25 protein-coding genes are annotated in these 25,471 nt (G+C 72.2%); 12 read left to right on the forward strand and 13 right to left on the reverse strand.

The window, feature by feature from the left end; genetic code table 11:
- Positions 1-24 precede the first annotated feature (24 nt).
- Positions 25-897: a dimethylargininase gene (gene ddaH / locus KO717_RS25285; RefSeq protein ID WP_367401542.1), complete on the forward strand. Its 873-nt coding sequence runs from the start codon at positions 25-27 to the stop codon at positions 895-897.
- Positions 898-903: 6 nt separating this feature from the next.
- On the opposite strand, the gene KO717_RS25290 is transcribed toward ddaH, so the two are convergent.
- Positions 904-1,902, reverse strand: coding sequence for a small ribosomal subunit Rsm22 family protein (locus KO717_RS25290; RefSeq protein ID WP_301371519.1), 999 nt, complete (start codon positions 1,900-1,902; stop codon positions 904-906).
- Positions 1,903-2,023: 121 nt separating this feature from the next.
- The gene (locus tag KO717_RS25295; protein WP_301371520.1) at positions 2,024-3,346 is read right to left on the reverse strand and encodes a Bcr/CflA family multidrug efflux MFS transporter; all 1,323 of its coding nucleotides are present in this window, start codon (positions 3,344-3,346) and stop codon (positions 2,024-2,026) included.
- A 108-nt stretch (positions 3,347-3,454) separates the two neighbouring features.
- On the opposite strand from KO717_RS25295, the gene KO717_RS25300 reads away from it, so the two are divergent.
- The 3 genes from KO717_RS25300 (at position 3,455) to KO717_RS25310 (ending at position 5,780) form a co-directional block, all read left to right on the forward strand.
- Complete coding sequence (locus KO717_RS25300) at positions 3,455-4,216, forward strand: SDR family oxidoreductase (protein WP_301371521.1); 762 nt, start codon at positions 3,455-3,457, stop codon at positions 4,214-4,216.
- 63 nt (positions 4,217-4,279) lie between these two features.
- Positions 4,280-5,143 carry a PhzF family phenazine biosynthesis protein gene (locus tag KO717_RS25305; protein ID WP_301371522.1) on the forward strand — a complete coding sequence of 288 codons (864 nt, stop codon included), beginning with the start codon at positions 4,280-4,282 and terminating at the stop codon, positions 5,141-5,143.
- Between the two features lie 73 nt (positions 5,144-5,216).
- Entirely contained in the window at positions 5,217-5,780 is a 564-nt protein-coding gene (locus tag KO717_RS25310; RefSeq protein WP_301371523.1) for a GNAT family N-acetyltransferase, read from the forward strand.
- 54 nt (positions 5,781-5,834) lie between these two features.
- Here the strand turns inward: KO717_RS25310 and efeU are convergent, their stop codons facing one another.
- The 6 genes from efeU to KO717_RS25340 all read right to left on the reverse strand — a co-directional run bounded on the left by efeU (position 5,835) and on the right by KO717_RS25340 (position 12,687).
- Entirely contained in the window at positions 5,835-6,692 is an 858-nt protein-coding gene (efeU, locus tag KO717_RS25315) for an iron uptake transporter permease EfeU (RefSeq protein WP_301371524.1), read from the reverse strand.
- A 25-nt stretch (positions 6,693-6,717) separates the two neighbouring features.
- Complete coding sequence (gene efeB, locus KO717_RS25320) at positions 6,718-8,016, reverse strand: iron uptake transporter deferrochelatase/peroxidase subunit (protein WP_437184573.1); 1,299 nt, start codon at positions 8,014-8,016, stop codon at positions 6,718-6,720.
- 26 nt (positions 8,017-8,042) lie between these two features.
- Positions 8,043-9,197, reverse strand: a complete 1,155-nt coding sequence (gene efeO / locus KO717_RS25325; RefSeq protein WP_301371526.1) for an iron uptake system protein EfeO — start codon at positions 9,195-9,197, stop codon at positions 8,043-8,045.
- A 189-nt stretch (positions 9,198-9,386) separates the two neighbouring features.
- Entirely contained in the window at positions 9,387-10,226 is an 840-nt protein-coding gene (locus KO717_RS25330; RefSeq protein WP_437184652.1) for a heme ABC transporter ATP-binding protein, read from the reverse strand.
- A 104-nt stretch (positions 10,227-10,330) separates the two neighbouring features.
- Positions 10,331-11,533 (reverse strand): FecCD family ABC transporter permease, encoded by a 1,203-nt coding sequence (locus tag KO717_RS25335; protein WP_437184653.1) that lies wholly within the window; start codon positions 11,531-11,533, stop codon positions 10,331-10,333.
- Between the two features lie 86 nt (positions 11,534-11,619).
- On the reverse strand, positions 11,620-12,687 hold the full coding sequence (locus KO717_RS25340) for a heme/hemin ABC transporter substrate-binding protein (RefSeq protein ID WP_437184574.1): 1,068 nt from the start codon (positions 12,685-12,687) through the stop codon (positions 11,620-11,622).
- A gap of 61 nt (positions 12,688-12,748) precedes the next feature.
- Here KO717_RS25340 and KO717_RS25345 point away from each other — a divergent pair, with 61 nt between their 5' ends.
- The 5 genes from KO717_RS25345 (at position 12,749) to KO717_RS25365 (ending at position 17,522) form a co-directional block, all read left to right on the forward strand.
- Complete coding sequence (locus KO717_RS25345) at positions 12,749-14,161, forward strand: HtaA domain-containing protein (protein WP_301371528.1); 1,413 nt, start codon at positions 12,749-12,751, stop codon at positions 14,159-14,161.
- Between the two features lie 48 nt (positions 14,162-14,209).
- On the forward strand, positions 14,210-15,658 hold the full coding sequence (locus KO717_RS25350; protein WP_301371529.1) for an HtaA domain-containing protein: 1,449 nt from the start codon (positions 14,210-14,212) through the stop codon (positions 15,656-15,658).
- 19 nt (positions 15,659-15,677) lie between these two features.
- A complete protein-coding gene (locus tag KO717_RS25355) occupies positions 15,678-16,343 on the forward strand; it encodes a PhzF family phenazine biosynthesis protein (RefSeq protein WP_301371530.1) in 666 nt (221 codons plus the stop codon).
- Between the two features lie 85 nt (positions 16,344-16,428).
- A complete protein-coding gene (locus KO717_RS25360) occupies positions 16,429-16,746 on the forward strand; it encodes a hypothetical protein (protein ID WP_301371531.1) in 318 nt (105 codons plus the stop codon).
- A 128-nt stretch (positions 16,747-16,874) separates the two neighbouring features.
- Positions 16,875-17,522 (forward strand): heme oxygenase (biliverdin-producing), encoded by a 648-nt coding sequence (locus KO717_RS25365; protein ID WP_301371532.1) that lies wholly within the window; start codon positions 16,875-16,877, stop codon positions 17,520-17,522.
- A 120-nt stretch (positions 17,523-17,642) separates the two neighbouring features.
- Here KO717_RS25365 and map read toward each other — a convergent pair whose 3' ends face one another.
- Positions 17,643-18,500 carry a type I methionyl aminopeptidase gene (gene map, locus KO717_RS25370; protein ID WP_301371533.1) on the reverse strand — a complete coding sequence of 286 codons (858 nt, stop codon included), beginning with the start codon at positions 18,498-18,500 and terminating at the stop codon, positions 17,643-17,645.
- 71 nt (positions 18,501-18,571) lie between these two features.
- On the opposite strand from map, the gene KO717_RS25375 reads away from it, so the two are divergent.
- Complete coding sequence (locus KO717_RS25375; protein WP_301371534.1) at positions 18,572-18,820, forward strand: hypothetical protein; 249 nt, start codon at positions 18,572-18,574, stop codon at positions 18,818-18,820.
- A gap of 4 nt (positions 18,821-18,824) precedes the next feature.
- Here the strand turns inward: KO717_RS25375 and KO717_RS25380 are convergent, their stop codons facing one another.
- Positions 18,825-19,436, reverse strand: a complete 612-nt coding sequence (locus tag KO717_RS25380) for a hypothetical protein (RefSeq protein ID WP_301371535.1) — start codon at positions 19,434-19,436, stop codon at positions 18,825-18,827.
- Positions 19,437-19,530: 94 nt separating this feature from the next.
- Here KO717_RS25380 and npdG point away from each other — a divergent pair, with 94 nt between their 5' ends.
- On the forward strand, positions 19,531-20,235 hold the full coding sequence (npdG, locus tag KO717_RS25385) for an NADPH-dependent F420 reductase (protein WP_301371536.1): 705 nt from the start codon (positions 19,531-19,533) through the stop codon (positions 20,233-20,235).
- A 60-nt stretch (positions 20,236-20,295) separates the two neighbouring features.
- Here npdG and KO717_RS25390 read toward each other — a convergent pair whose 3' ends face one another.
- Positions 20,296-22,359, reverse strand: a complete 2,064-nt coding sequence (locus KO717_RS25390; protein ID WP_301371537.1) for a TerD family protein — start codon at positions 22,357-22,359, stop codon at positions 20,296-20,298.
- Positions 22,360-22,597: 238 nt separating this feature from the next.
- Here KO717_RS25390 and KO717_RS25395 point away from each other — a divergent pair, with 238 nt between their 5' ends.
- A complete protein-coding gene (locus KO717_RS25395) occupies positions 22,598-22,789 on the forward strand; it encodes a hypothetical protein (protein WP_030012308.1) in 192 nt (63 codons plus the stop codon).
- A 16-nt stretch (positions 22,790-22,805) separates the two neighbouring features.
- Here the strand turns inward: KO717_RS25395 and KO717_RS25400 are convergent, their stop codons facing one another.
- Complete coding sequence (locus KO717_RS25400) at positions 22,806-24,473, reverse strand: FG-GAP repeat domain-containing protein (RefSeq protein WP_301371538.1); 1,668 nt, start codon at positions 24,471-24,473, stop codon at positions 22,806-22,808.
- Between the two features lie 185 nt (positions 24,474-24,658).
- Positions 24,659-25,459, reverse strand: a complete 801-nt coding sequence (locus KO717_RS25405; RefSeq protein ID WP_301371539.1) for a site-2 protease family protein — start codon at positions 25,457-25,459, stop codon at positions 24,659-24,661.
- Positions 25,460-25,471: the final 12 nt, after the last annotated feature.

The following is a 25,471-nucleotide window of genomic DNA, read 5'->3' on the forward strand; positions in this document are numbered from 1 at the left end:
CAATCAGTTCACTGTGCTGTCCAGGTGGAGGAGAGACGATTCTCTCCAGCACTCGTCCCGAGTCGTGAAAGTCGTGAGGAGCCTTCTTTGCGCAGAGACGCCACACCCCGGCGCTACCTGATGTGCCCACCCGCACACTTCAAGGTCACGTACTCCATCAATCCGTGGATGGATCCCACGAAACCGGTGGACCTGCCCCTCGCACTGGCCCAGTGGGAAGACCTGAGGGACCGCTACCGCTCCCTCGGGCACATCGTCGAGACCCTCGAACCCGACCCCGCGCTGCCCGACATGGTCTTCGCGGCGAACGGGGCCCTCGTCGTCGACGGCCGGGTCCTCGGGGCCCGGTTCGCCTACCCGGAACGGGCCGCCGAGGCCGAGATCCACCTCGACTGGTTCCGTACCCACGGCTACCCGGACATCCACGAGCCGTCCCACGTCAACGAGGGCGAGGGGGACTTCGCGGTCACCGCGAACTACATCCTGGCCGGCCGGGGCTTCCGCTCCAGTCCGCTCTCGCACGACGAGGCCCAGGAGTTCTTCGGCCGCCCTGTCATCGGCCTCGACCTGGTGGACCCGCGCTACTACCACCTGGACACGGCGCTCAGCGTCCTCGACGGCGACGAGATCATGTACTACCCGGACGCCTTCTCGTCCGGCAGTCAGGCCGTGCTCAGGCGGCTCTTCCCGGACGCCCTGATCGCCGACGGCCGCGACGCGGCCGCCCTCGGCCTGAACGCGGTCTCCGACGGCCTGCACGTCCTGCTCCCGCAGGCGGCGACCGGACTGCTGGAGCCGCTGCGGGACCGGGGGTTCGAGCCGGTCCCGATGGATCTGGGCGAGCTGCTCAAGGGCGGCGGCAGCGTGAAGTGCTGCACCCAGGAGCTGCGACCGTAGAGCCCGTCAGGGGGCCGGGGGCCAGGCCTGGCCCCAGTCGGCGTCCCGGGCGGCCTTGTACAGGTCGCCGTGGCGCTTGGTCACATTGACCCGGGTCAGGCCGTCTCCCTCGGGGCCGCACAGCTCCAGCAGGACGAGCCCCTTCCGGATCTGCGGCTTCCGCGTGATCCGGGAGGTGGCCGGCTCCGGCCTGAAGCGGGTCGCGGCGACGTAGCTGAACTTCTCGTCCTCGTACGGGAGCGAGCCGCCCTTGACCTGCCGGTGCAGGGAGGAGCGGCTGACCCGCGCCGAGAAGTGGCACCAGTCCTTGCCGACCTCGATCGGACAGGTCGCGTCGTGCGGGCACGGGGCGGCGATCCGCAGCCCGGCCTCGATCAGCTGGTCACGGGCCTCGCGGATGCGCAGGTACCCCTCCGGCGTGCCCGGCTCGATCAGCACCACGGCCTGGCCGGCCCGCGCCGCCTCGGCGACGACGGCCTTGCGTGCCGGCACGGTCAGTTCGCCGAGTACGTAGGAGACCGTCACCAGGTCCGCCTCGGGGAGGCTCAGCCCCGAGCCGATGACGGCCCGCCGCCACGCGGCCCCGCGCAGCACCTCGGAGGTCGAGGCGGCCGCCAGCTCCCGGCCGAGGGCCAGGGCCGGCTCCGCCCAGTCCAGCACCGTGGTCTCCCGCGGTCCGTCCCAGGTGGCGTCCACCGCCCAGGTCGCGGCGCCCGTGCCGCCGCCCACGTCCACGTGCGAGCCCGGCGCCCAGCCGGGCGCGGCGTCGGCCAGCCCGTCGAGGGCGCTCCGGACGGCCTCGAAGGTGGCGGGCATCCGGTACGCCGCGTACGCCGCCACGTCGGAGCGGTCACGCAGTACGGGCGCGTCGGTCGGGGTCTGCCCCCGGTAGCTGGCGATGAGCCGCTCGACGGCGGCCGCGGCCTGCTTCGGCGGGAGCCCGTCGAGCAGCCCGCCGAGCGTGCGGCGGAGGGTGTCGGCGGAGGTGGGGGCGGAGGCGTTCACCTGCGAAGTTTATGCCGCCGATCCGGGGCGGGGGCCGCCCGGTCGGGTGCGGCCGCCGGTCCCGTGCGGCCGCCGGTCCCGTGCGGCGCGGGGTCCGGGGCTCCGCCCCGGACCCCGCGCCTCAGGCGGCGACGGGGCTGGGGTCGTCGGTGGAGGCGGATCGGCTCTGCCAGGGGCGGCACAGGCCGAGGAAGGTGCTCACGGCGAGGAGGGCGCACACCAGCTGGACCAGCGCCATCGGTACCGCCGTGTCCTCGCCCGCGATCCCCACCAGCGGTGAGGCGATCGCGCCGATCAGGAACGAGGAGGTGCCGAGGAGCGCGGAGGCCGATCCGGCCGCGTGCGGGGTCCGCATCAGGGCCTGCGCGTTGGTGTTCGGCAGCACCACGCCCATCGCCGACATCAGGACGAACAGGGCGGCGGCGATCGGGGTCAGCCCGACCTCCCCGAACACCCCGGTCGACATCAGCAGCAGGGCCACCGCGGCGGACAGGACGACCGCGAGCCCGACGGCCAGCACCTTGTCCAGGCGGACCCGGCCCACCAGCAGCTTGCCGTTGATCTGGCCGACGAGGATCAGGCCGACGGAGTTGAGCCCGAACAGCAGGGAGAAGGCCTGGGGCGAGGCCCCGTAGATCTCCTGCACCACGAAGGGCGAGGCGGATATGTAGGAGAAGAGCACGGCGAAGGAGAAGCCGCCGGTCAGGGTGTAGCCGGCGAAGACGCGGTCGCCGAGCAGCCCCCGCATGGTCCGCAGGGCGGAGCCGACACCGCCGGTGTGCCGCCGCTCGGGCGGCAGGGTCTCGCCGAGGCCGCGCCAGACCATCAGGGTGAGCACCGTGCCGACGACGGTCAGGACGAGGAAGACCCCGCGCCAGTCGGCGAAGCGCAGCACCTGGCCGCCGATGAGCGGGGCGATGATCGGGGCGGCCCCGGATATGAGCATCAGGGTGGAGAAGAAGCGCGCCATCTCGTCCCCGTCGTACAGGTCGCGTACGACGGCCCGGGCGATGACGATCGCGGCGGCGCCGGCCAGGCCCTGGAGCAGCCGGAAGGAGATCAGCAGCTCGGTGGTCGGGGCGAGCGCGCAGATCGCGGTGGCCAGGACGTAGACGACCATGCCGATGAGCAGGGGCCGGCGGCGGCCCCACTTGTCGCTCATCGGGCCGATGACGAGCTGGCCCAGGGCCATGCCGGCGAGGCAGGCCGTGAGGGTGAGCTGGACGGTCGCGGCAGGGCTGTTCAGGGCGGCGGTGACCTGCGGCAGGGCCGGCAGGTACATGTCCATGGACAGCGGGGGGAGGGCGGTGAGCCCGCCGAGTACGAAGGTGACCAGAAGGCCCGTACGGCGGGCGGCCGTCAGGGGCGCTGTGGCGGTGGGGGCGGAGGGCGAATCGGGCGACGAGTCGTGCGAGGCGGCCGTCGCGGGGCCTCTCTCCGACATGCGGAACTCCAGTCTTCTCATCTGATCTACGCACCCCTGACCGCCCCATGCTCTCAGCAATCGGAACGTCCGGGGAACGGAGCGCCGTGTGACGTACCCTGCGGCCCCATGGACGAAAGTACGAAGAAGATCGCCGTGGTGACCGGCGCCGGCTCCGGGATCGGCCGCTCCGTGGCGCTGACCCTGGCCGCCGCGGGCTGGGCCGTGGCCGTGGCCGGCCGCCGCGCCGAACCGCTGGAGGAGACCGCCCGGGCCGCAGGGGAGGACGCCGACGTGCTGTGCGTACGGGCGGACGTGAGCGACCCGGACGACGTGACTGCTCTGTTCGAGTCGGTCCGGGCCCGCTACGGGCGCCTCGACCTGCTCTTCAACAACGCGGGCACCTTCGGGCCGGGCGGGGTCCCGCTGGAGGACCTCACCTACGAGGCCTGGCGCTCGGTCGTCGACGTCAACCTCACCGGCTCCTTCCTGTGCGCGCAGGCCGCCTTCCGGCAGATGAAGCGGCAGGACCCGCAGGGCGGCCGCATCATCAACAACGGCTCCATCTCGGCGCACGTGCCCCGCCCGAACTCCGTCGCCTACACCGCGACCAAGCACGCGATGACCGGCCTGACCAAGTCCCTGTCGCTGGACGGGCGGCCGTACCGGATCGCCTGCGGCCAGATCGACATCGGCAACGCGGCGACCGAGATGACCGAGCGGATGCAGACCGGCATCCTCCAGGCCAACGGGCAGCTGGCCGTCGAGCCCGTGATGGACGCGGCCGACGTGGCGCGTACGGTCCTGCACATGGCTGAGCTCCCGCTGGAGGCGAACGTGCAGTTCGCGACGGTGATGGCGACCTCGATGCCGTACATCGGCCGCGGCTGAGCCCGCGGGATCCACCGCCGAAACACATTGCCAGGCCGCGGAGACGCGGACGATCATGGCCGCATGACCGACACCGAGGTACTGCGCTACACCGCTTTCTCCCACGACCCGGACGGCGGCAACCCCGCCGGGGTCGTGCTCGACGCCGCGGGGCTGGACGAGCACGCCATGCTGGAGATCGCCGCCGGGCTGGGCTACAGCGAGACGGCCTTCCTGACCGCCCCGCCCGAGGGGTTCGGCGGTGAGGAGGGCCGGTCCTTCACCGTGCGCTACTTCAGCCCCAAGGCGGAGGTCCCCTTCTGCGGGCACGCGACCGTGGCCACGGCCGTCGCGCTGGGGGAGCGGATCGGGCCGGGCGAGCTCCTCCTCGCCACCCGGGCGGGGACCGTACCGGTGACCGTCACCTCGGAGGACGGGCGGCTGCGGGCCACGCTCACCAGCGTCGAGCCGCACACCGAGGAGATCGGCGCGGCGGACCTCGCCGAGGCACTGGCCGCGCTGGACTGGCCCGAGGCCGACCTGGACCCGGCGTTCCCGCCCGCGATCGCCTACGCCGGGGCCCGGCACCTGGTGCTCGGTGCCCGCACCCGGGCCCGGCTCGCCGACCTGGACTACGACTTCGCCCGGCTGGAGGCCCTGATGCGACGCCTGGACCTCACCACGGTCCAGCTGGTGCACCGGGCGGGCCCGGCGGAGTTCCACGTACGCGACCCCTTCCCGGTGGGCGGCGTGGTGGAGGACCCGGCCACGGGAGCCGCAGCGGCCGCCTTCGGCGCGTACGCACGTGAGCGCGGCCTGGTCCCGGCGGACGCCGTGCTCACCCTCCACCAGGGAACGGACATGGGCCGGCCCGGTGTGCTCACGGTGGAACTGCGCGCCGGTGACCCCCGGGTCAGGGTGGGCGGCGAGGGCGTCCGCATCCCGTGAGCGAATTCATCGGCCCGGATTCCCGAGGCTCCGCCCCGGACCCCGCTCCTCGAACGACGGAGGGGCTGGATTCGTGAGGGTGATCGGATATGCCGAGGCGGACCTGCCCGCGGGCCCGGCCCGGCAGGTCGCCGAGCTGGAGGCGAGAGTGTGGCCCGGCTCCACCCCCGGCCACGACCCGGCGCTCGACCCGAGGACGATGCTGCTCGTGGACGCGGCCGGCACGGTGACGGCCGCGCTGTCGCTGCTGTACAAGCCGATTCCGCTCGCGGACCGCACGTACCGGGCCGCCGGACTCAGCTCCGTGGCCGCCCTGCCGGAGCTGCGCGGCCGCGGGCTCGGCGGCCGGCTGGTCGCGGCGGCCCGCGCCGAGCTGGCGGCCGACCCGGACGTGGACCTGGCGCTGTTCAGCTGCGACCGGCCCCTGGCGGCCTTCTACGAGGCGGCCGGCTTCGAAGTGCTGCCCGGCACGGTCCTGGTGGGCGGGACTCCCGAGGATCCCCTGGCCACCGACGAACCCGGCTTCGACAAGGTGGTGCTCGCCGCGTTCTTCACGGACGACCCGGGCCGGGACCGCGCCGCCTTCACGGGCGTCCGCGTCCCGCTCCACCCCGGAAACACCGACAGGCTGTGGTGACGGGCCCGAAGGCCCTTCACCACAGCCTGCCGGCGGCCGTCCGGCCGCGCGCCCTCAGTTGGCGGGCGCGGAGTCCGAGTCCGCGGGCCGCACCTTCGGCGTGGCCGCCGGGCGGCCGCGGTCGACGAGGAACAGCGTCAGCACGGGGACCAGGTACAGCAGCCACACCGTGAGCTGGAGGACGGTCGGGTCGGGCTGGAAGTTGAAGACGCCCTTGAGCAGGGTCCCGTACCAGCTGTCCGGCGGGATCGTCCCGCTGATGTCGAAGGCCTTGTCGCCCAGGCCGCCGAGGAAACGGGCCTCCTGGAGGTCGTGCACCCCGTACGCGAGCACCCCCGCGGCCACGATCACCAGCATGGCGCCGGTCCACCGGAAGAACTTCGCCAGATTGATCTTCAGCGTGCCCCGGTAGAAGAGGTACCCCAGCAGGATCGCCGTGGCGATGCCCAGCAGCACACCGATCAGTGGTGCCGAGGAACCCTCGCCACTGGCCCGTACCGACGCCCACACGAACAGGGCCGTCTCCAGCCCCTCCCGGCCGACGGCCAGGAAGGCGGTGGCGACCAGCGCCGCGGTGCCCATGGCCAGCGCCGTGTCGAGCTTGCCGTGCAGATCGGCCTTCAGATGCCGCGCGGTGCGCTTCATCCAGAAGACCATCCACGTCACCAGACCCACGGAGATGATCGACAGGGTGCCGCCGAGCAGCTCCTGCGCCTCGAAGGTCAGCTCCTGGGTGCCGAATTCGAGCATCGCGCCGAAGGCGAGGGAGATCGCGCAGGCGATCGCGATGCCCAGCCACACGGGACGCAGGGCGTCCCGGCGCTCGGTCTTCACCAGGTACGCGACGAGGATGCAGACGACCAGGCTGGCCTCCAGCCCCTCGCGCAGGCCGATCAGATAGTTGCCGAACACGGCGGTGGTTCCTCTCCGGCGGGGACTACGCGAACAGCGTCCGGCCCCACCAGTCGTCCTTGTCACGGACGCCCGGCGGGACGGCGAAGACGGCCGAACCCACGTGCTGGATGTATTCGTTGAGGACGTCGGACCGGGCCAGATTGCGCTGGATCGGGATGAAGCCCTTGCGTATGTCGCGCTGGTAGGCGAGGAAGAACAGGCCCGCGTCCAGGCGGCCCAGTCCGTCCGTGCCGTCGGTGAAGGAGTAGCCGCGGCGCAGGATCGTCGCACCGTTGTTGGTGTCCGGGTGCGCGAGGCGCACGTGCGCCTCCGGCTTCATCGCCTTCAGGAACGGCTCGTCGCGCTCCCGGGACTTGCCGACCGGGGCACCCTCGCCCTTGTCACGGCCGAAGATGTCCTCCTGCTCCTGGAGCGGGGTGCGGTCCCAGGTCTCGATGTTCATCCGGATCCGGCGCGCCACCAGGTACGAGCCGCCGGTCAGCCAGTCGCTGCCGTCGCCCGCGCCGACCCACACGTGCTTGTCCAGGGCGGCCTTGTCGGTGCCGGAGATGTTCCGGGTGCCGTCCTTGAAGCCCATCATGTTGCGCGGGGTCTGCTCGTCGGGGGTGGTCGACGAGGTCTTGCCGAAGCCGAGCTGCGACCAGCGCATGGCGGTGCGGCCGAAGCCGATGCGGGCCAGCTGGCGGATCGCGTGCACGGCGACCTGCGGGTCGTCGGCGCAGGCCTGGACGCAGAGGTCGCCGCCGGAGCGGGCCGGGTCCAGATTGTCGCCGGGGAACAGCTCCAAATCCACCAGCGCCTCGGGACGCTTGCCCTCCAGCCCGAACCGGTCCTTGGCGAACAGGCCCGGACCGAAACCGATGGTCAGGGTGAGGCGCGAGGCCTTCAGGCCCAGCGCCTCGCCCGTGTCGTCCGGCGGTGCCTCCGGGAGGCCGCCGAAGCCGCCCTCACCGACCGGCAGTCCGGCCGTCATCAGCCGGGCCGCCACCGTCCACTCCTTGAGGAGCTTGATCAGTTCCTCGCGGTCCTTCGTCTTCACGTCGAAGGCCGCGAAGTGCAGGCGGTCCTGCACGGCGCTCGCGATACCGGCCTGGTGCTCGCCGTGGAACGGCACGGCGCCCCCGGTCGCGGCGGCCGAGACCATGTCCGAGCCGCCGCCGAACGCCGTCACCGCACCGCCGGCCGCGGCGGCGCCGAGCGCGAGCCCGGCCCCGCCCCAGCCCAGCACCGCACGCCGTGAGGGCGCGGTCGAGGATTTGTCGACCGCCTGCTGTTCCGGCTGCGGCTGCGGCTGTCCTGCCGACTCCGACTCGCTCATCATGGTCTCCGCCCTTCCGTCTCTGCCGGTTACTTGGTGACCGCGGCGGCGAGCTTGGAGAGCGGCTCGGCGAGCGCGTTCACGCCGTCCGAGAGCTCCTTGCGCTCCGGCTCGCCGACCTTGTCGTACGAGGTGAACTCGTAGGTGGCCTTGTCGGCGCGGTACTTGTCCAGAAGGGTGTTCAGGGCCGCGAACTGGGTGTCGAGCTGCTTGACCAGCTCCGGGTCGTTCTTCGTGGCGATCGGCTTGAGCAGCTCGTACGCCTTCTGCGCACCCTCGACGTTGGCCTTGAAGTCGACCAGGTCGGTGCGCGAGTAGCGCTCCTCCTCGCCGGTGACCTTGCCGGTGGCGACCTCGTCGAGGAGCTCCTTGGCACCGTTGGCGATCGAGGTCGGGGTGATCTCCGCCTGGCCGACCTTCTTCTGCCAGTCGGTGAGGTCCGTGATCAGGGTGTCGGCGAGCTGCTTCTCGCGGTCGCCGATCTTGTTGTCGGCCCACAGGGCCTTCTCCAGGCGGTGCCAGCCGGTCCAGTCCTTCTCCACGTCCTGGCCGGCCTCCAGGCCGTCCTCGCGGACGTCGACCTTCGGGTCGATGTCGCCGAAGGACTCGGCGACCGGCTCGGTGCGCTCCCAGCCGATGCGTGAGCCGGCGTAGAGCTTCTTCGCGCCCTCGACGTCACCGGCCTTGACCGCGTCCGCGAAGGCCTGCGCCTTGGGGAGGGTCTCCTCGGCCTGCTGGACCACGTAGGCGCGGTAGGCGGCGACCGCGGCGTCCGCCTCGGGGCTGCGCTTCTCCTCGGCGGCGCCCTTGCCGGTGACCTTGACCTTCTGCTTGATGCCGTCGCCCTTCATGCCGGGCTTGCAGACGATCTCGTAGTCGCCCGCCTTGATCTCGGCGGTGATGGAGGCCTTGGTGCCGGGGCCGATGTTCTCGCGCTCGGTCACGATGCGGGCGTCCGGGAAGAGGACGTAGACCTCGGTGACCTTGGCGCCCTTGTTCTCGACGTCGATCTGCACCTTGCCGGCCGGGAACTCCGTCTTCGACACGTCGCAGGCGCTGTCGGACGCCGCCACCTTGATCGCGTCGCTGTCGCCCGCGTCGCTCTTCTGGGAGCAGCCGGTGACGGCGGTCAGTGCGGCCGCCACGGAGGCCGCGGCGATGACAGTGAGGCGAGCGGGGCGCATATAGGGGCTCCTGGCGTCGGGCGAAGGGGCCGTCCCATGGAGGGAAAGGCCGATGAGGCGGACCTAACTTAACCGAGGCTTACCTCACCCATACCCTCTCGTACCGTGATTCAGCTCATACGTTTGGGTCCCGGACACGGCCCTGTCACGGGGCCTTCACGGCAGCCCCATGGCATGGTCAAGCGGAGGTCAAGCCCGTACGGGAACCACCAGCGGGGCCCCGGTGCGCGGGTGCGGGAGCACCTCCACCGGCTGCCGGTAGACCCGGCTCAGCAGCTCGCCCTCGAACACCTCGGCGGGCGGGCCGTCCGCGGCGATCCGCCCGTCGTGCAGGACGGCGGCCCGGTCCGCGTAGGCGGCGGCCAGCCCCAGGTCGTGCAGGACGACGACGACCGCGTCCCCGGCCGCGGCCCGCTCCCGGCAGATGCGCAGCACGAGCTCCTGGTGGCGCAGGTCGAGGGCGGCGGTCGGCTCGTCGAGCAGCAGCAGCGGGGCCCGCTGGGCCAGTACGCGGGCCAGCGCGACCCGGGCCCGCTCACCGCCGGAGAGAGCGGAGAAGGGGCGGGCGGCGAAGTCCGTGACCTCGGTGGCGGCCATGGCGACGGCCACCGCCTCTTCGTCGGCCTCGGCGAAGGGGGTGCCGGCCCAGGGCGCGCGGCCCATCCGTACGACGTCCTCCACCGGGAAGGGGAAGGAGAGTGCGGCCGACTGGGGAAGTACGGAGCGGCGCAGCGCCAGGTCCGGGGCGCTCCAGTCGCCCACCGGGCGGCCGTCGATCCGGATCACGCCGGAGGCGGCGGGCAGGTCGGCGGCGAGTGCGCCGAGCAGCGTGGACTTGCCCGCGCCGTTCGGGCCGACCAGGGCCAGTACCTCGCCGGCCCGGGCGGTCAGGTCGATCCCGGCGAGGACCTCGCGCTGCCCCAGCCGCAGGTACAGGTCCACGGCCTCGGCGACCGCGTCGCCCCGGGCGGGGCGGGCGGGGACGGTCCTGCGCGAGCGGGTGAGCAGCCGGGTCAGGGTGGTGGCCAGCGGCCCGGCGCGCCTTGCGGCCGGCTTGCCCGTGGGCTCGTCGGTCGGCTCGGCGTTCGGCTTGTTCGTCCGCTCGTTCGTCGGCTTGCCGTTCGGCCTGTCGGTCACGCCCAGCCTCCTTGCTTGCGGCGAGTGCGGCGCAGCAGCCAGAAGAAGAACGGGCTGCCGAGCAGGGCGGTCAGCACACCGAGCGGCAGCTCGGCGGGCTGGGCGAGGGTACGGGCGGCCAGGTCGCCCGCGACGAGGACGACCGCGCCGGCGAGGGCGCTGCCGGGAACCAGGAAGCGGTGGCCGGGCCCGGTGGCCATGCGCAGCAGGTGCGGCACGAGCAGGCCGATGAAGGTGATGACGCCGGCCACGGCGACGGCGGCGGCGGTGAGCAGCGCGACGACCAGGATGAGCGAGAGGCGCAGCCGTTCGACGTCGATGCCGAGGTGGCGGGCCGGGCGTTCGCCGAGGGCGAGGAGGTCGAGGCGGCGGGAGTAGAAGGGGGCGATCAGCAGGCCGGCGACGGCGCAGGGCAGGACGGCGAGGACCTTGGGCCAGGTGGCCTGGGCGAGGGAGCCGAGCTGCCAGAAGGTGATCTGGTTGACCTGGCCGCTGTCCGCGAAGAAGACGAACAGGCCGATGAGGGCCCCGGCGAAGGCGTTGACGGCGATGCCGGTGAGGATCAGGGTGACGACCTCCGTCTTCCCGCCGTTGCGGGAGAGGAGGTAGACCGAGCTTACGGTGATCAGGCCGGCGACGAACGCGCAGACGGTGATGGTCCAGTTGCCGAAGAAGCTGAGGCCGAGGCCGATGGCGGCGACCGCGCCGACGGCGGCGCCGGCCGAGATGCCGATGACGCCGGGCTCGGCGAGGGGGTTGCCGAAGACGCCCTGCATGAGCGCGCCCGCGCAGCCGAGGCTGGCGCCGACGAGCAGGGCGAGCACGACGCGGGGGAGACGGACGTTCCACAGCACGCTCTCGCCGACCCGGTCGAGGGGGGCTCCGCCGAGGCCGAGGTGGTGCTGGACGGAGGCGAGGACGTCGGCGAGGGGGATGTCGTAGGCGCCGACTCCTGCGGAGAGCAGGGCGAGGAGGGCGAGCGTCGCCACGAGGGCGGCGGTGAGCAGGGCGGGCCTGCGTCTGCCGTTGCCGTTGCCGTTGCCGTCGCGGTCGCGGGGCTTTGCCGGGGCGGTGGTGGTGGTGGCGGTTCCGCCGGGGCCGGGCGCGCGCCGGGGCGTCTCCTCGGGCGCCGAACGTGGCGAGGGGTCGGAAGGCGCGGCGGCAGTGCGTTCGGCGCCCTGCGGGGATCGCCCCGGCACACTCCCGTCCCCGTCGGAACCGAGCGCGACCGCCGACTCGTCGGAGTCCGTCTCGGGAGCGGTCCTTGCTTCGGGGTCGTGGCGGGTCACCGCAGGCGGCCGTAGAGCTGGGTGACCAGGGAGGAGAGGACCTGGTCGGTGCGGGGGCCGTAGTTGAGGAGGACGCCGTCGTCGACCGTGACCACCCGGCGGTCCATGCCGGCCGGGGTCTGGGCGACGCCCGGGATCTTCACCAGGCCGTCGATGCCGCCGACCGATTCGAGGCCCTTGGACATGACGAGGATCGCGTCGGGCGCGGCGGCCGCCAGGGCCTCGCTGGTGATCGGGGTGAAGTCCTTGCCGAGGCCGGACTCCTTGCCGGTGTCGACCGCGCCGGCCGCTTCGAGGAGTGAGGCCGCTCCGGAGTCCGAGCCGCCCAGCAGGTAGACGGAGGCGGTGCCGCGGAGGTAGAGGAAGGCCACCCGGGGCTGCTTGGCCGTGGCGGCGGGAACGTTGCGGCGGGCGGCGGCGATCCGGTCCGCGGTGCGCTGGTTCAGCTGCGTGCCGGCCTCCTTGACGCCGAGCGCGGCGGCCACGGCGTCGATGCGCCTCGGTATGTCGTCCAGCCCCCTGGCGGGGGCGATGACGAGGACCGGGACGCCGGCGTCGCGGATCTGCTGAATCGCTTCTCCGGGGCCGCTGGTGGTCTCCGCGATGACGAGGGTCGGCCGGAGGGACAGGACGCTCTCCGCGGAGACGTCGTGTCCACGTGTCACCACCGGTAGCTGGGCGGCCTGTTCGAAGGTGGCCGTGATGTCCCGGGCGACGACCTGCTTGCCGAGTCCGAGCGTGTGGACGATCTCGTTGAGGCTGCCGCTGAGCGGGACGACCCGGTCCGCGGACGTGATCGTGACCTGGGCGCCGTCGACCGAGGGCACGGTGACCGGCAGGGCGGGCTGTGGCGCCGGGAGCGGTTCCAGCCGGTCCGGGACCGCGGCTGCGCCGGGGGCGGATGAGCCCGGGGTGGTGGCCGTACCTCCGCAGGCCGTCAGCGCGAGTGCCAGTGCTGCCACGGCAACTGCGAGACGGGCAAAGCGGGTTGACGCGGCGGGCGTAGGCACGAAGGCACCGTCCTGATCGTCCGACTGAGGTTCTGGAGACCGGGGGGTGTTCATCCGGCCGTGGTTAGCTTAGGTTAGCCTAACCTTGCTCGCTAGACCTGAGGAGGGGGCATTCATGCCCGCAAGACCCGTCCGTACGTTCGCCGTCGCCCTGTTGGCGGCCCTGCTGGGCGCTCTGCTCCCGGCGACCGCCGCCCAGGCGGGCACCGTACAGGGGGGTCGACTCGACTGGGGCATCAAATCGTCCTTCCAGAGTTATGTCACGGGTCCGGTCGCAAAAGGCGGTTTCAAGCTGAAGAGCGGCGCGGCCACCGTGGGCGGCAGCCTCTTCCGCTTCCACTCGGCGGCCGGCTCCTACGACCCCGACTCCGGCACCTTCGAGGCCTCCTACTCGGGCGGGGTGACCTTCCAGGGCCACCAGAAGCCCGACGGCGTCTACGAGCTGGACATGTCCATCAGCCGCCCGACCGTCAAGATCTCCGGCGGCAAGGGCACCTTGTACGTGGACGTCTCCAGCAAGGCCAAGGACAGTGGCGCGGTCACCAACCAGTCGCAGGTCGCCTTCGCCTCGCTCGGCGTCGGCGGCATCAACATGAAGGGCGGCGCCAGCCCGCTGTCCCTCACGAACATCCCGGCCACCCTCACCGGGGAAGGCGCCAAGGCCTTCGCCGGCTACTACGGCGCCGGCACCCCGCTCGACCCCGTCTCGCTCTCCGCCGACGTCAGGACCGCCCCGGCCGCCGAGCCCGTGCCGTCGGCGACGACCGCACAGCCGGGCGCCACCGGTCAGACCCTGCAGGCGCCGGGCGCCTTCGCCGACGCCGCCGTCGACTGGGGGGTGCGCCGCACCTTCCGCGAGTACGTCACCGGCTCGGTCGGCCAGGGCAAGTGGACCCTCGCCGAGGGCGCCCAGGACGGCGGCGCGCTGTTCCGCTTCCCGCAGGGCAAAGGCTCGTTCGACGGCGCGAAGGGCACTCTTGACGCGGCCTTCGCCGGTACGGTCCGGTTCACCGGCGCCCACCTGGACCTCACGCTCGGCAAGATGAGCGTGAAGGTGGAGAACGGCAAGGGCGTCCTGTCCGCGGACGTCACCGCCGGCGGCGCGACGAAGAACGCCGTCCCCCTCGTGGAGTTCGACGCCAAGGGTCTGAAGACCGAGGGCAAGCTGGCCACCCTGACCGAAGCCCCGGCCACCCTCACCGAGGGCGGCTCCCAGGCCTTCAACTCCATGTACAAGGCCGGCACCGAGATGGACCCCGTCTCGCTCGCCGTCGCCCTGGACTCCACCGCCCAGCTGCCCGCCCTGCCCGACCTGGGCTCGACGGCCTCGCCCGCCCCCGCCCCCGCGTCCGCGTCGCCGTCCGCCGGGCCCGCCCCCGCCGCGAAGGCCGCCGAGTCCTCGGACGCCGGGCTCTTCATCGCCCTCGCCGTGGCCGTCCTGGTCCTGGCCGGCGGCGGCACCTTCCTGGTCGTGCGCAAGCGTCGTACGGCAGCCGCCTCGGCCGCCCCGGCCGACGCGCCGCGGTAGGCACCCCCTCCTCGCCCCTTCCCCCGGTCCCTTCAGGAGTACCCAGCCATGTCGTCCATCCGACGCCCGATCTCCCTCGCGGCCGCGGTCCTGACCGCCGCGGCGCTCGGCGCCACCGCCTTCGCCCTGCCCGCCACCGCCGCGGGCGGCCCGCCCACCGAACCGATGAAGATCACCGGTGGCACCCTCGACTGGGGTGTGCTCGCGAGCTACCGCGCCTACGTGACCGGCATGGCCAAGGGCACCATCACCGTCGCGGACGGGGCCAGGCAGAACGAGGACGGCACCCTGCGCTTCGTCGAGCCGACCGGCGCGTACGAGCCGGCCAACGGGCACGTGGTGAAGGCGGCCTTCAAGGGCAGCGTCACCTTCTCCTCGCCCGCCCCGCCGGCCGGCCACGGCTTCGAGGTCAAGCTCTCCGACATCCGGATCGACACCGGCACGAAGAAGCTCACCGCGGACGTCACCAAGGGCGGCACCACCACCCAGGACGTGCCGATGGCCACCGTGGCCTTCGCCGGCCAGGCGATGAACGGTCTGGCGACCACGCTCACCCAGGAGGCCGCGGACGTGCTCGGTTCGCCGGGCTACAAGGACAAGCCGGGCGACCCGCTCACCGCGAAGCTGGAGTTCGAGAAGAAGCCCGACCCCGAGCCGACCCCGGAGAACACCACGAAGAACCCGACCCCTCCGGCCGACGACACGCAGAAGGTGCTCAGCGGCAAGCTGACGTGGGGCGTGAAGGAGTCCTTCCGCAAGTACGTGCTGAGCGCGGGCTCGATCACCCCGGCCGGTGGCGCCGCCAAGAACGGCGACACCTTCGACTTCGCCTTCGGCAAGGGCGACCTCGACGTCAAGAAGCAGAAGCTGAACGCCTCCTTCGAGGGCAACCTCCGCTTCCGGTACGAGGCCCACGGCATCGACATGACTTTCGGCAGCCCCCGCGTCGAGGCCACCGGCAAGACCGGCACCCTCTACGTGGACGTCAAGAACGGCTCCGGCACCAGGACGGGCCTTCGCTTCGCCACGCTCGACCTGTCGAAGACCGACTACAAGACCAAGAACGGCGTCCTGGCGCTGAATGCGGTCCCGGCGGTCTTCACCGCCGAGGGCGCGGCCGCCTTCGCCAACGACACCACCGGCTCCATGTACAAGGCGGGCGACGCGATCGACCCGCTCACCTTCGCCGTGGCGGTGGACAAGGACGCCACCCTGCCGAGCACCGGCGGGACGACCGGCGGGACGACGGGCGGCTCGAACGGCGGCACCACCGGCGGAACCGGCAGCACCACCGGCAGCACCACGGGCGGTACGACCGGCGGTACGCGCGGTACGGGCGGCACCGTCGGCGGTGGCTCCTCCGCCGTCGGCGGCAACCTCGCCAACACCGGTGCCGAGATCCCGGCCGGGGCCCTGCTCACCACGTCCGGCGTGGTGATCGCGGCCGGCGCGGCCGCGGTGTACTTCGCGCGCAGGCGCCGTACGGCCCAGGTCTGAGCCGTGCTTCAATTCCCGCGTGAACGATCTCGACGTGTTGAAGGTCTTCTGCGCGGGTGACGGCCGCTTCGGCAACCTGCTCGGTGTCGTACGCGACGGCCGGACCTGCCCCGACGACGCGTCGCGGCAGGCCCTGGCCGCCGAACTCGGCTACAGCGAGACGGTGTTCGTCGACGACCCCGAGCGCGGGATCGTCGACATCCGTACCCCCGGCACGCGCATGTCCTTCGCGGGGCACCCGCTGGTCGGGGCCGCGTGGTTGCTGGACATCGAAGAGCTCCAGCCGCCCGCCGGATCCGTATGGGCCCGTGACGACGGGGAGTTCACCTGGATCACGGCCCGCCCGGAGTGGGTCGAGGGCAAGCGCACCGAGCAGTACGGATCCGTCGCCGAGGTCGAGGCGCTTCCCTCTCCGCCGCCCGGCGAGGGCTGGCTGTACGCCTGGGCCTGGGAGGACGAGGCCGCGGGCCGCGTGCGCGCCCGGGGATTCCCGCGCCGCCCCGACGGGATCATCGCCGAGGACGAGGCCACCGGCTCGGCGGCGATCCTGCTGACGGCCCAGCTGAACCGCGCCCTGAACATCACCCAGGGCGCCGGATCCCAGATCCTCACCGCCCCCGGCCCGGACGGCACCGTGGAGATCGGCGGGCGCGTCCGTTTCGCCCCGTCCCCGGACAGGATCTGACACACACCCCCTGGGTATCCCGCACAGGAGGAAGTGAGTACGCGGGCGCTGACGCGGCCGCCGGGCGCCACGGTGCAATGGCGTCATGACGCAGACTTCGGTGACCGGCCGCCCCGGCGAGCGGCAGCGGTGGCTGCCGGTGGCGGCGCTCTTCACCGCACTGGCCCCGGCGGCCGTGTGGTGCGGCCGGGCGAGCTCCTACCTGCCCGGCTTCCCGCCCGGGTTCGTCCTTTTCTACGCCCTCCCGCTGGCGATGGTGGCCTTCACCTGGATCCCGCCCCGGACGGACGCGCAGCGCAGACGGCGCCTCGCGCTGGGGAGCACGGGCTGCCTCCTGGCCTTCCTCTACCCCCACCTGCTCCTCATCGGGTGGCTCACGCTCTGGGCCCTCTCGGGCAGCTGACACCGGCGCGGGGCCGGATTTTTTACCGACAGGGCGTCGGGAACTCATTGACTTAGGCAAGCCTAAGTAGGAGGATCGGGCGTGACGGTGCTGCCGTCACGCCTGTTTCCTTCTCCTGGAGGTCCGCCTTGGACGCCTTCTCTACGGTCATCCGCGTCGCCTCGCACGAGCAGCACACCGAGGCCGAGACGTCGACCTTCATGAGCGATCTGCTGGGTGGACGGCTCGGCGTGGACGCGTACACGCGCTACACCGAACAGCTGTGGTTCGTGTACCGGGCCCTGGAGGACGCGGCCGAATCCCTCAAGGACGACCCGGTGGCAGGCCCGTTCATCCAGCCCGAGCTCATGCGCGTCGCCGAGATCGAGCGCGACCTCGCCCACCTGGTGGGCCCGGACTGGCGCGAGAGCGTGGTGGCGCTGCCCGCGACGCGTGCGTACGCCGACCGGGTGGCCGAGTGCGCGGCGCGGTGGCCGGGCGGGTACGTCGCCCACCACTACACCCGCTACCTGGGCGACCTCTCCGGCGGCCAGATCATCCGCGACAAGGCCGAGCGCACCTGGGGCTTCGAGCGCAAGGGTGACGGCGTCCGGTTCTACGTCTTCGCGGACATCTCCAACCCGGCGGCCTTCAAGCGGACCTACCGCGAGCTGCTGGACGCCATAGCGGCGGACGACCTGGAGAAGCAGCGCATCATCGACGAGTGCAAGCGCGCCTTCGACTTCAACGGCGCGGTCTTCCGGGAGCTGGGCGAGCAGTTCCCGCTCAGCGCGTAGCCCCCGGGCAGTCGGCAGGCAGTCCGCGGACAGTCGGCAGGCAGTCCGCACGCAGTCCGCAGGAACAGGGCCGGGCCCGGTGCACAGGTGCACCGGGCCCGGCCGCGATCGTGGACATGCCTAGGGGAGGGTGAGGATCTCCGCGCCGGAGTCCGTGACCACCAGCGTGTGCTCGAACTGCGCGGTCCGCTTGCGGTCCTTCGTGACGACCGTCCAGCCGTCCTCCCACATGTCGTACTCGTGGGTGCCCAGCGTCAGCATCGGCTCGATGGTGAAGGTCATGCCGGGCTCGATGACGGTGGTGGCGTGCGGGCTGTCGTAGTGCGGGACGATCAGGCCCGAGTGGAAGGACGTGTTGATGCCGTGGCCGGTGAAGTCCCGGACGACGCCGTAGCCGAAGCGCTTCGCGTACGACTCGATGACCCGGCCGATGATGTTGATCTGGCGGCCCGGCTTGACGGCCTTGATGGCCCGGTTCAGCGCCTCCCGGGTGCGCTCCACCAGCAGCCGCGACTCCTCGTCCACCTCCCCGCACAGGTAGGTCGCGTTGTTGTCGCCGTGCACGCCGCCGATGTACGCGGTCACGTCGAGGTTCACGATGTCGCCGTCGCGCAGGACGGTGGAATCGGGGATGCCGTGGCAGATGACCTCGTTCACGGAAGAACACAGCGACTTCGGGAAGCCCCGGTAACCGAGCGTCGAGGGGTAGGCCCCGTGGTCGCACATGTACGCGTGGGCGACCCGGTCGAGCTCGTCGGTGGTCACCCCCGGCGCGATCAGCTTCGCGGCCTCCTCCATCGCCTGGGCGGCGATCCGGCCGGCGATGCGCATGGCCTCGATGGTCTCGGCCGACTGCACCTCCGGTCCGGTGTACGGAGCGGGCGCGGGCTTGCCCACGTACTCGGGCCGGCGGATGTTTCCGGGAACGGAACGGACGGGAGAGAGCTCGCCTGGTACGAGCAGCGACTGGCCAGACATGCGAGCGAGTGTATCCAGCGGGGATGGGGCAGCATGGCGGGATAGAGCGGTATGAGAGGAGCCCGACGACGATGGCCCTGTTCAAGAAGCGTCAGGTGGGCAAACCCGGCGAGTGGTACTACTGCCTGGTCCACAAGAAGGTCGAAGAAGGCCCCGACTGCCCGGCCAAGGACCGGTTCGGGCCCTACAGCACCCCGGAGGAGGCGAACCACGCCATGGAGACGGCGCAGGAACGCAACCTCGAATGGCAGAACGACCCCAAGTGGAACGACAAGACCCGCGAGGACGAAGAGGGCGCCACCGGCACGGGCGGGGCGTAGACCGCTACCAGCGGCTGGGCGGCGGCGCGGTCAGGTGGTCGGCCAGCCGCGCCAGCCGGTCCCTGAACCGGCGCGGTCCGCGCCGCACCGGCCCGGTGTTCTCCCCGGCCGCCGCGCTGACCAGGTGCTGCACGGTGTCCAGATCCATCCCGTCCTCCGGCACCGGTGCCGGTACCGACAGCGCGTCGTGGGCGAGCGCCCCCAGATCCGGGTCCCCGCCGTCCAGGGACAGTACGGTCGCCCCCGCGCGCCGCGCGTCGTGGACGCGCTCCAGGAGCCCCTCACCCGGTGCCCCTGGTGCCACCACCAGCAGCGTGTACCCGCGCCGGGCCGCCGCCAGCCGGCCCAGCCCCACCGACAGGTGCGGCGGCTCCCCGGGCCGTACGTGGTGGCGTACGAGGGTGGGCGCCAGCTCCGGCAGACCCGACCAGGCGGCCTCGTCCACCAGGTGCGCCGCCAGATGCCAGGGCTCGTAGCCCTCGGTCCCCACCAGCAGCAGGTGACCGCCGCCCGGTACGACGGACCGGCGCAGCGATCCCGCGAAGCGGCGCGCGGCGCCCGGCCACTGCGTACCGGCGAGCACCTCGCGCAGCAGCGCGACCCTCACGGCGTCCATACCGGCATCCTGCACCATGCGGGCGACACGGGGAGCGGTTCCTTCCCCTTCGCCACCCTTCGACTGTGGGCTACCCGGCAGTACCCTCGCCCCCATGACTTCCTCAGACAACACGCAGAAGCCGCCGGTCAAGGACCCGTGGGAGCTGCCGGACGTGTCCGGCCTCGTCGTCGGCGTCCTCGGTGGCACCGGAGACCAGGGCCGGGGCCTGGCCTACCGGCTCGCCAGGGCCGGCCAGAAGGTGATCATCGGCTCCCGCGCCGCCGACCGCGCGCAGACCGCGGCCGGTGAACTGGGCCTCGGCGTGGAGGGCGCGGACAACGCCGAGTGCGCGCGCCGCAGCGACATCGTCATCATCGCGGTGCCGTGGGAGGGCCACGCCAAGACCCTCGAAGCGCTGCGCGAGGACCTCGCGGGCAAGCTCGTGGTGGACTGCGTCAACCCGCTCGGCTTCGACAAGCAGGGCGCCTACGCCCTCCAGGTCGAAGAGGGCAGCGCCGCCCAGCAGGCCGCCGCCCTGCTCCCGGACTCCCGGGTCACCGCCGCCTTCCACCACCTCTCGGCCGTCCTGCTCCAGGACGAGTCGATCGACGAGATCGACACCGACGTGATGGTCCTCGGCGAGGTCCGCGCCGACACGGACATCGTCCAGGCCCTGGCCGCCCGCATCCCGGGCATGCGCGGTGTCTTCGCCGGCCGCCTGCGCAACGCCCACCAGGTCGAGTCCCTGGTGGCCAACCTGATCTCCACCAACCGCCGTTACAAGGCCCACGCGGGCCTGCGCGTCACGGACCTCTGACCGGGCCCCCGACCCCACCCCGGCGGCCCGGCCCACAGGACCGGACCGCCGGGAACTGGATCAACCGCGGCGGCCGCCGCGCGCCTCGACGGCACCCAGGTGGGCCACCACCCCGTGATAGAAGCGGTCGACCGCCGCGTCGACGCCGCGGATGAAACCGGACTCCGTGTTGCCCCGGGTGTTGCCCATCCCCTTGATCAGCGACAGCCGGAACCCGGTCGGCGCGGCCCCGTCCTTGGGCAGCAGATCGCCGGGCTCGGGGCGCAGCCGCTCCAGGGTGCCGCGCGGCCCGTTCTCGCCCTCCACCAGACTCTGGACGTGCAGGTCCGCCGGTGCTTCGGCCAGCGCCCGCAGCAGCCGCTTCGTCGTGGCCAGCGGGTACGAGCCCTCCGGGGCCGGGATGTCCACGGAGGTGCGGACCTTGCCGGTCCGCAGATCGGCGGTGACGGCGATGACGGAACTCGTTCCGTCGATGCGCAGTTCGGCGGAGAGGTTCCCGTCGGCGCACAGCGCCGCGGCCGCCAGGGCCCGACGGGCCCGCGGATCGCTGTCGCGTCGGGTGCGCTGCACGGGCAGGGCCTTCTGTCCCAGCTCGCCGCCGAGGCGCAGGCAGACCTGGCGGATCAGCCGCTCCCAGCTCTCGACGACGTCGACGGCGCGCTCGTCGTCGGGGCTGATGGTCTCGTCCTCGATGCCCTTGCGCACGGGCACCCAGGCGGGTCCCATGTTCTGGAATCCGTGGCAGCCCGAGTTCTCGTGCTGGAGGTACTCCAGGAGCTCCTGGAGGAGCCAGGCGTGGGCGGCGTTGCCGACGCCCTCGTGGCGGATCAGCATCTGAGCCTGGTGGGCCACCTCCGCCCAGGAGAGGTGCCAGAGGCTGACCTTGTGCTTGCGCCGCCCGTCGATCTTGACGTCGACCACGGGTGAGCCGTCCAGCGCCACGTCGTTGGAGAGCGTGATCACCGCCTCGTAGCCGCGGCGCGCGGCGATGTCCATGTACTGCTGGACCTGTTCGCCCTTGAGCGGATTGCCGTGCGTCTTCGTCTCCACGAGGGCCGTCCACAGCTTGCCGGCGCGTTCCACCCGGATCACCCCGTCCGGCCGCTTCGGGGTGTCGCCGTGGGGGAGGGGGACCTCGGTGAAGGTCTGCATGCGGCCGACGGGTGCTCCGAACCCGGCGGTGAGGCGGCGGCCCAGCTCGGGTACCTGAGCCATGACGGAGAGCAGGACGGAGGTCGCCCGGACCTCGCGCTCCTTGTCGCTCTTGAGGGACGGCACGGGGAAGAGCCGCGCGGTGCGCCAGGACTCGTTCTCGGCGAGCGACTTCTTGGCCACCTTGGGGAGGGTGACCTTCTTCCTCGTCGTGCGGGGTGCGCGGCCGCGGGTCTGGGCGGGCACGGTGGCGCTTGCCCCAGCCCCAGCCCCAGCGGCAGCCGCCTCCGCCGCCGGGGCCTCGGGCGCCGTCGCGGGCGCGGGCGCCCCGGCCGGGACGGCGGTCGCCTCGCCCTCCTCCGGCGGCGCGGGCACGGCGGCGGTCCCGGCGGTGCCCTCGGCCGTCGGCGCCGTCGCCGGCTCGGTGTCCTCCAGTACCTCGATGCCGAAATCCGTGGCCAGCCCGGCGAGGCCGGTCTCGTATCCCTGCCCCACGGCGCGGAACTTCCACTCCTCGCCACGCCGGTACAGCTCACCGAAGATGAAGGCCGTCTCCACGCCCGCGTCCTCGATGGAGTACCCGACGAGAGGCTCCCCCGTCCGGTCCGAGACCGTCATCCGCAGATCGTCGAGATCTCCGAAGCGCGCGCCGCCGTACTGGCTGGCCGCCACCACGATCCGCGCCACGTCCTCGGGAACGGCGGTGAGGTCCACGCTGATGCGGTCCTCGTCGCCGTTCGAGGTCGGCGTCTTGCCGAGGAGCTGGACGCTTCCGTCCGCGGCGGCGGGGTGGTTGTAGAAGTAGAAGTCGTTCTCGCTGCGGATCTTGCCGTTCTCGTCCAGGAGCAGCACGGAGACATCGGCATCGCCGGCTCCGGTGGCGCTGGTCCAGCCCAGGCTCACGACGACCGCCCCGGCGTCCTCGCTGAGGGCGGTCAGGCTGACGTTCGCACCCTTGGAGATCTGCTGCATACGTGCTCCCCCCACACGCCCGGCGTCGTCCGTCGCGGGCCGAGCAGGCCGGGCTGTTCGTTCTGTCACGCCCGGATCCGGCGCGTACCCGCCGAACCTAGCGCCACGGGGTGCAGAAGATCAGGTGAAGCCGGAAACGGATCGGAGGTGATCGCGGGCGGCCTTACGGCAGCACTGCGGGGCATGGGGGACACTGGAGGAGCTCGGCCCCGTTCAGTGTTTTCGAGGAGCTCTTCCCATGCCCCGCCTTGCCGTCTTCGCCCTTGTCGTCTGCGCCTGTGCGGTGGCCGCGGCCGTCGTCGCCTTCGTCGAGGGCAGTTTCCTCGGGATCGTCTGGGTGCTGCTGGCCGGCCTCACGTCCAACATGGCCTGGTTCTACCTGCGCAAGGCGAAGGCCGAGAAGGCCTCCGCCGCGCGCCAGGTCGGCTAGGAACTGCCCCGGCCGGTCAGACGGCCGGGCCGAAGCCGGTGACCGTGGGGTGCGGGGCGGTCGTGCCCGTACCCGGGAAGACGGTGACGTGGCCGGTGGCGTCCGCGGACCACAGGTCCGGCAGGCCGTCACCCGTGAGGTCGCCGTCGGAGCCGACGCGCGGGTGCGTGGCCGGGGTCAGGGTGGACAGGACCGGCCCGGCGGCCGGGTCCGTGAAGGCGGAGAAGTCCGGCGCGTCCGCGCTGCCCCTGACGGAGAAGGCGCGGATCGCGCCGTCCGCCCGGGAGCGGGCCCACAGGGTCGGGAAGTCCGTCCCCTGCGCCCGGCCCGGGGTGAGCAGGTCGTAGCCGGCCCAACGGGTGTCGTCGCCGGAGAGGAGCGTGGCCGTCCGCAGCCGGATGCCGCCCCGCTGCGCGAGCCACAGCCGCCCGTTCTCGACGAACAGCAGGGAGGTGCGGGGCAGGAGGCCGTCGACCGTGCTGTCGCCGGTGGGCGATCCGTACGCGGCGATCTGCGTGACCTTCGACCAGTCCGGACCGAACCCGTGCTGAGCGCAGTCGATGACCGAACCCGCCGCGTCCAGGCACTGGGTGGGCTTGTTCACGAGTGTCGGGCTCTGGTCCGTGAACTGGCCCGCCCCGTCGTTGGTGAACCGGTAGACGTAGGTCCCGCCGGGGGCATGGGCCATCAGGTCGTCGACGGCCTGCTCACCGAAGGACCCCCGGTGGGTGTACTGGACGCCGGCCCAGCTCTCGCCGCCGCCCGGGGCGGCCAGGCGGCGGGCGTTCGCGGGGTCCAGCGGGTTCGCGCCCGGCTTGCGGAGGTTGCCCGCCGCATCCGGGACGAGGACGTCCGGCTTTCCGTCGGCGTCGATGTCGCCGAAGGCGGCGGGCTTGGTGGAGGCCTGCGCGTAGTAGTACGCCTGCGCCTCGCCGAGGTTGCCCGCGTTGTCCATCGTCTGGAGGTACACCGCCTGGCTGCCCCAGGTGGCGGGCTTGACCTTGATGTCGGCCGAGCCGTCCGTCAGCCGGACGACGCGCGAGTCGGTCGCCTCGTCCGCGCAGCTCCAGCCGACGCCGAAGACCGGGCTCGTCTGCCAGCGGGCGCAGGCGATTCCCGAGCCGTCGTCGGTGCCCTTCAGGGTGAAGGTGGCCTCCTCGCCGACCTTCTTGGGGGTCTCGTCCGTGGTGACCTCGGCGGTGGGCCGGGTGTGGTCCACACGGAAGTAGCACCAGGCCGTGTACGGGCTCGTCAGCTTCCCGTCGGTGGCCCTGGCACGCCATGCGTACTGGCCGCCGTCCTTCAGCAGGTCGCGGGAGAGGTTCGTGGCGGCCTCGGGGTAGGTGGACCACACGGTCGGGAAGTCGGTGCGCGCGCCCCCGTACGAGGTGTCCCACAGCTGGAACGTGGTCTGCAGCTGGGCATGGGACGCCGAGGTGGCGGTGACCTTGGTGGTGACGTCGTTCAGGCCGATCCAGCCGGCTCCGGACCCCGCATACGGATCGGTGTAGCAGTCGGAGGACCGGCCCTCGCCGGCGAAACCGGGGGCCGGGCCGGTGCGGGGCGCCGTGACCTTGGGTGCCGCCGGGTCGGCGGCGGCCGAGGCCGGCGCCGCGGCGGCCAGGCCGAGCGCCAGCGACAGGGCCGCCGCGGGCAGGGCGCGCAAAGGCGTTCTGAGTGTCATGTGTGCGAAATCCCCCTGGGGTCAATGCTGTTGACCGGTCGGATCGGTCGGATCGGTCGGATCGGTCGGACCGGTCGGACCGGTCGCAGTATTTCCGAAAGGAATAGCGGATCGCACCGACATTTGATCGGGTGAGCCCCCCCGAGGGCCGGGGCGGGCCGGGCTCTGCGCCCGGCACCGGGCCGTCAGTCCTGCGGGACGGCGCAGAAGACGCCGGTCTCCCGCCAGAAGTTGTAGAGCTCGCGGCCGCAGTCCGTCTCCAGGCGCGAGACGCCGAGCGCGGACATCAGGCCGTCCACCGCGCCGAAGAAGAACGCGTTGACCCCCGGGATCCACAGCAGCGCGAACACGGCCAGCAGGCCGAACTGCGCCAGCGGCTCCATCTCGCGGCGCACCCGGTACGACAGCCAGGGCTCGATGACCCCGTAGCCGTCCAGGCCCGGTACCGGCAGGAAGTTCAAGATCGCCGCCGAGACCTGCAGCATGGCGAGGAAGGCGAGCGCGTAGCGGAACGCCAGGGGCACCCCGTCGAGGGCGTCCAGCCAGAAGGGGGCCGTGCACACCACGGCGAAGGCCACGTTGGTCAGCGGGCCCGCCGCCGAGATGAGGCTGTGCTTCCAGCGGCCCTGGATCCGGTTCCGCTCGATGAACACCGCGCCGCCGGGCAGGCCGATGCCGCCCAGGATCACGAAGATCACCGGCAGCACGATGCTGAGCAGCGCGTGCGTGTACTTGAGCGGATTCAGCGTCAGGTACCCCTTGGCACCCACCGTGAGGTCACCGCCGTGCAGAGCGGTACGGGCGTGCGCGTACTCGTGCAGGCACAGGGAGACGATCCACGCCGACGTCACGAAGAGGAAAATGGCGAGTCCGGGGCTCGCCGCGTACCCCGTCCACACCGCCCAGCCCGTGACGGCCATGATCGCGAAGATGCCGAGGAATACCGAACTGATGCGCCGCTCGCTGCGGCCGCCCTGATGACCCATGCCGGGAAACCT

Source organism: Streptomyces xanthophaeus (assembly GCF_030440515.1).
Classification (GTDB): domain Bacteria; phylum Actinomycetota; class Actinomycetes; order Streptomycetales; family Streptomycetaceae; genus Streptomyces; species Streptomyces kutzneri.

What these genes read in the sequence shown, in the direction of transcription:
- KO717_RS25380 (WP_301371535.1), bottom strand. Translation starts at nt 19,436, where the DNA reads ATGGACGCCGTGAGGGTCGCGCTGCTGCGCGAGGTGCTCGCCGGTACG.
- map (WP_301371533.1), bottom strand. Translation starts at nt 18,500, where the DNA reads ATGTCTGGCCAGTCGCTGCTCGTACCAGGCGAGCTCTCTCCCGTCCGT.
- KO717_RS25360 (WP_301371531.1), top strand. Translation starts at nt 16,429, where the DNA reads ATGACGCAGACTTCGGTGACCGGCCGCCCCGGCGAGCGGCAGCGGTGG.
- KO717_RS25305 (WP_301371522.1), top strand. Translation starts at nt 4,280, where the DNA reads ATGACCGACACCGAGGTACTGCGCTACACCGCTTTCTCCCACGACCCG.
- KO717_RS25300 (WP_301371521.1), top strand. Translation starts at nt 3,455, where the DNA reads ATGGACGAAAGTACGAAGAAGATCGCCGTGGTGACCGGCGCCGGCTCC.
- npdG (WP_301371536.1), top strand. Translation starts at nt 19,531, where the DNA reads ATGACTTCCTCAGACAACACGCAGAAGCCGCCGGTCAAGGACCCGTGG.
- KO717_RS25395 (WP_030012308.1), top strand. Translation starts at nt 22,598, where the DNA reads ATGCCCCGCCTTGCCGTCTTCGCCCTTGTCGTCTGCGCCTGTGCGGTG.
- KO717_RS25340 (WP_437184574.1), bottom strand. Translation starts at nt 12,687, where the DNA reads ATGAACACCCCCCGGTCTCCAGAACCTCAGTCGGACGATCAGGACGGT.
- KO717_RS25345 (WP_301371528.1), top strand. Translation starts at nt 12,749, where the DNA reads ATGCCCGCAAGACCCGTCCGTACGTTCGCCGTCGCCCTGTTGGCGGCC.
- efeO (WP_301371526.1), bottom strand. Translation starts at nt 9,197, where the DNA reads ATGCGCCCCGCTCGCCTCACTGTCATCGCCGCGGCCTCCGTGGCGGCC.
- KO717_RS25350 (WP_301371529.1), top strand. Translation starts at nt 14,210, where the DNA reads ATGTCGTCCATCCGACGCCCGATCTCCCTCGCGGCCGCGGTCCTGACC.
- efeB (WP_437184573.1), bottom strand. Translation starts at nt 8,016, where the DNA reads ATGATGAGCGAGTCGGAGTCGGCAGGACAGCCGCAGCCGCAGCCGGAA.
- KO717_RS25405 (WP_301371539.1), bottom strand. Translation starts at nt 25,459, where the DNA reads ATGGGTCATCAGGGCGGCCGCAGCGAGCGGCGCATCAGTTCGGTATTC.
- KO717_RS25295 (WP_301371520.1), bottom strand. Translation starts at nt 3,346, where the DNA reads ATGTCGGAGAGAGGCCCCGCGACGGCCGCCTCGCACGACTCGTCGCCC.
- KO717_RS25375 (WP_301371534.1), top strand. Translation starts at nt 18,572, where the DNA reads ATGGCCCTGTTCAAGAAGCGTCAGGTGGGCAAACCCGGCGAGTGGTAC.
- KO717_RS25390 (WP_301371537.1), bottom strand. Translation starts at nt 22,359, where the DNA reads ATGCAGCAGATCTCCAAGGGTGCGAACGTCAGCCTGACCGCCCTCAGC.
- KO717_RS25400 (WP_301371538.1), bottom strand. Translation starts at nt 24,473, where the DNA reads ATGACACTCAGAACGCCTTTGCGCGCCCTGCCCGCGGCGGCCCTGTCG.